Origin of the sequence: Streptomyces calidiresistens, from assembly GCF_014141525.1 — a bacterium.
Classification (GTDB): Bacteria; Actinomycetota; Actinomycetes; order Streptomycetales; family Streptomycetaceae; genus Streptomyces; species Streptomyces calidiresistens.
Genome location: NZ_VKHS01000506.1, coordinates 1 through 4,137, shown reverse-complemented (window position 1 = coordinate 4,137; position 4,137 = coordinate 1). Strand labels below are relative to the sequence as shown.

Below are 4,137 nucleotides of genomic sequence, written 5' to 3'. Positions count from 1 at the left end.
GGGCGGGGACACCGGGCAGGATGCGGGACATGCCCGGATGATAGGGCCGCCCCCCGACAGTGACCTCCTGTGACGATCAGGCGGTTTCGGTGACGGAAGGTGTTCGCGGTGGGGTCGGCTCCCCGTTTCCGCCGCCCGCTCCCGCCCCCGTTCCGCGGCCGTGCCGACCACGACCGGTCCGGTCGGCGTGATCGTCCCGTCACGGGGGGCGTCACGGCACTGACACCTCGTCCCGCCCTCGCATACGATGGCCGGTGCGGCGGGGCCGCCTGTATGGAACGCCGCGCCCACGCACCCGACCGTGACGTGTCAGGCCCGACCGGCAAGGAGACCAACCCTCGTGTCCGTCTTCAGCAAACTCATGCGTGCAGGCGAAGGGAAGATCCTGCGCAAGCTGCACCGCATCGCCAACCAGGTGAATTCGATTGAAGAGGACTTCCTGGACCTGTCGGACGCCGAGCTGCGTGCCCTGACCGATGAGTACCGGGAGCGCCTGGCGGCGGGCGAGACCCTGGACGACCTGCTCCCCGAGGCCTTCGCCACGGTGCGCGAGGCGGCCAAGCGGGTGCTGGGGCAGCGTCACTACGACGTGCAGATCATGGGCGGCGCGGCCCTGCACCTGGGGTACGTGGCGGAGATGAAGACCGGTGAGGGCAAGACCCTCGTCGGTACCCTCCCGACCTACCTCAACGGGCTCTCCGGCAAGGGCGTCCACCTCATCACGGTCAACGACTACCTGGCCCAGCGCGACTCGGAGTGGATGGGCCGGGTCCACCGCTTCCTCGGCCTGTCCGTGGGGTGCATCACCGGTGGCATGCCGCCGGCCAAGCGCCGCGAGCAGTACGCCTGCGACATCACCTACGGCACCAACAACGAGTTCGGCTTCGACTACCTGCGCGACAACATGGCGTGGTCGAAGGAGGAACTGGTGCAGCGGGGCCACAACTTCGCCGTGGTCGACGAGGTGGACTCCATCCTCATCGACGAGGCCCGCACCCCGCTGATCATCTCCGGCCCGGCCGACCAGGCGACGAAGTGGTACGCGGACTTCGCGAAGCTGGTCAAGCGCCTGGAGCGCGGCGAGGCCGCGGTCCCGACGCGCCAGCAGGCGGAGACCGGCGACTACGACGTGGACGAGAAGAAGCGCACCGTCGCCATCCACGACGCCGGTGTCGCCAAGGTCGAGGACTGGCTGGGCATCGACAACCTCTACGAGTCGGTGAACACCCCCCTGGTCGGCTACCTGAACAACGCCATCAAGGCGAAGGAGCTGTACAAGCGGGACAAGGACTATGTCGTCGTCGACGGCGAGGTCGTGATCGTCGACGAGCACACCGGCCGCATCCTCGCCGGTCGCCGCTACAACGAGGGCATGCACCAGGCGATCGAGGCGAAGGAAGGGGTGAAGATCAAGGACGAGAACCAGACGCTCGCCAAGATCACCCTTCAGAACTATTTCCGCCTCTACGACAAGCTCTCCGGCATGACCGGTACGGCGATGACCGAGGCGGCGGAGTTCCACCAGATCTACAAGCTCGGTGTGGTGCCCATCCCGACCCACCGTTCCCCCAAGCGGGTGGACCAGGCCGACCTCATCTACCGGACCGAGGTCGCCAAGTTCAACGCGGTGGTCGAGGACATCGTCGAGAAGCACGAGTCCGGGCAGCCGGTGCTGGTCGGCACCACCTCGGTGGAGAAGTCCGAGTACCTCTCCCAGCAGCTGGCCAAGCGCGGGGTGCGCCACGAGGTGCTCAACGCGAAGAACCACGAGCGGGAGGCGCAGATCGTCGCCGCCGCCGGTCGTCGGGGCGCGGTGACCGTGGCCACCAACATGGCGGGTCGCGGTACCGACATCAAGCTCGGCGGCAACCCCGAGGAACTGGCCGAGGCGGAGCTGCGCGCCAAGGGGCTGGACCCGGTGGAGCAGGCCGAGGAGTGGGCGGCGGCGCTGCCGGCCGCGCTGGAGCGCGCCGAGCAGGCGGTCAGCGAGGAGTTCGAGGCGGTCAAGGAGCTCGGCGGCCTGTACGTGCTGGGCACCGAGCGCCACGAGTCGCGGCGCATCGACAACCAGCTGCGCGGTCGGTCCGGCCGTCAGGGCGACCCCGGTGAGTCCCGCTTCTACCTCTCGCTGGGCGACGACCTGATGCGGCTGTTCAAGGCGCAGATGGTCGAGCGCGTCATGGCGATGGCGAACGTGCCGGACGACGTGCCGATCGAGAACAAGATGGTGACCCGTGCCATCGCCTCCGCGCAGGGCCAGGTCGAGCAGCAGAACTTCGAGATCCGCAAGAACGTCCTGAAGTACGACGAGGTCCTCAACCGGCAGCGCGAGGTCATCTACGCCGAGCGCCGCCGGGTGCTGGAGGGCGCCGACCTGCACGAGCAGGTGCGCTTCTTCATGGAGGACACCGTCGAGGCCTACGTCCGGGCGGAGACCGTGGAGGGCTTCGCCGAGGAGTGGGACCTGGACCGGCTGTGGGGGGCGTTCAAGCAGCTCTACCCGGTGTCGGTGACGGTGGACGAGCTGATCGAGGCGGTCGGCGAACGCGAGGGGCTGACCCCCGAGTTCATCGCCGAGGAGATCAAGCGGGACATCAACGAGCAGTACAACGCCCGTGAGGAGCAGCTGGGCTCCGAGGTCATGCGCGAGCTGGAGCGCCGGGTGGTGCTCTCCGTGCTGGACCGCAAGTGGCGCGAGCACCTCTACGAGATGGACTACCTCCAGGAGGGCATCGGTCTGCGGGCGATGGCCCAGCGCGACCCGGTGGTGGAGTTCCAGCGCGAGGGCTTCGACATGTTCACCGCCATGATGGACGCCATCAAGGAGGAGTCGGTCGGCTACCTGTTCAACCTGGAGGTCCAGGTGGAGCGCCGGGTCGAGGAGGTGCCGGTGGAGGCCGGGGCCCCTCAGCTCACCAAGGGTGCCGAGGCCCCGGCTCCGGCGGGCGCCCCGGCGCGGCCGGCGATCCGGGCCAAGGGGCTGGAGGCCCCGCAGCGGGCCGAGCGGCTGCACTTCTCGGCGCCGAGCGTGGACGGGGAGGGCGGTGTCGTCGAGGGCGACTTCGAGGACTCCTCCGGTGCCTCGCCGGCCGGGGACGGCATGAGCCGTGCCGAGCGTCGCAAGGCGCAGAAGTCGGGTGGCCGTCGCCGCCGCAAGTGAGTCCCGCCCCGGGGTCCCGCCGTTTCCCCTCCTGTCGGTGCCGGGGCCGGCCCGCTCCCCCCGGGCCGCCGATGCGGTGATCCCACCCCGGGGAGGACTCCAACCCTTTTCCCGGCATCGATCACTCGTGCGAGTGAAGGCTTCGGACGGCCCTTGCGGAACCCCACCCTACTCGGTATACATACTCGGTATGTCGATCCGTTACGGGCTCCTCGCCCTTCTCGAGCACGGTCCGCGCTACGGCTCCCAGCTGCGCACCGAGTTCGAGTCCCGCACCGGCTCCACCTGGCCGCTGAACATCGGTCAGGTCTACACGACCCTGAGCCGCCTGGAGCGCGACGGACTGATCACCGCGGTGGACGAGGAGGCCGAGGCCCGCCAACAGCCCTACGCCATCACCGAGGAAGGGAGGCGCCGGCTCACCGAGTGGTACGAGCAGCCCGTGGACCGCACCCAGCCGGCCCGTGACGAGCTGTCCATCAAATTGGCCATGGCCGTCACCGCTCCCGGGGTGGATGTCGCCGACATCATCCAGGCGCAGCGCCGCCACACCCTGCGCGCCATGCAGGACTACACCCGTCTCAAGGCCCGCGCCCTGGCCGGCGACCGGGGCGGCCCGGGCGGAGAGCCGCACGACATCGCCTGGCTGCTCGTGCTCGAACAGCTGATCTTCCAGGCGGAGGCGGAGGCGCGCTGGCTGGACCACTGCGAGTCCCGCCTGTTGAGAATCGCCGGTCGCCGTCCGGCCTCCGCCGGGCAGACGGCTCCGGCGGAGATCGAGAAGGAGCCCGACCGAACCGCTCCCGGCCGTCGCTGAGCCCGAGCCCCGCACCATCCCGCCCGATCGAGCCGTGCGCACCAGGGGGGCACGGCCCGGGCCGGACCCCATCGCCGCCCGGCCGGTAACGGAGTTCGACACCGGCCCGTACCCGGCATCGGGGGCCGGTGGCGTGACCACCACCCGCCCCCTCCGGGGC

Annotated in this window: 2 protein-coding genes; both read left to right on the top strand. The window is 69.7% G+C overall.

Annotation, left to right across the window (positions count from 1 at the left end; translation table 11 throughout):
* Window positions 1–340 precede the first annotated feature (340 nt).
* A complete protein-coding gene (secA, locus tag FOE67_RS18555) occupies window positions 341–3,160 on the top strand; it encodes a preprotein translocase subunit SecA (RefSeq protein ID WP_182665746.1) in 2,820 nt (939 codons plus the stop codon).
* Between the two features lie 190 nt (window positions 3,161–3,350).
* Window positions 3,351–3,977, top strand: coding sequence for a PadR family transcriptional regulator (locus FOE67_RS18550; protein ID WP_182665744.1), 627 nt, complete (start codon window positions 3,351–3,353; stop codon window positions 3,975–3,977).
* Window positions 3,978–4,137: the final 160 nt, after the last annotated feature.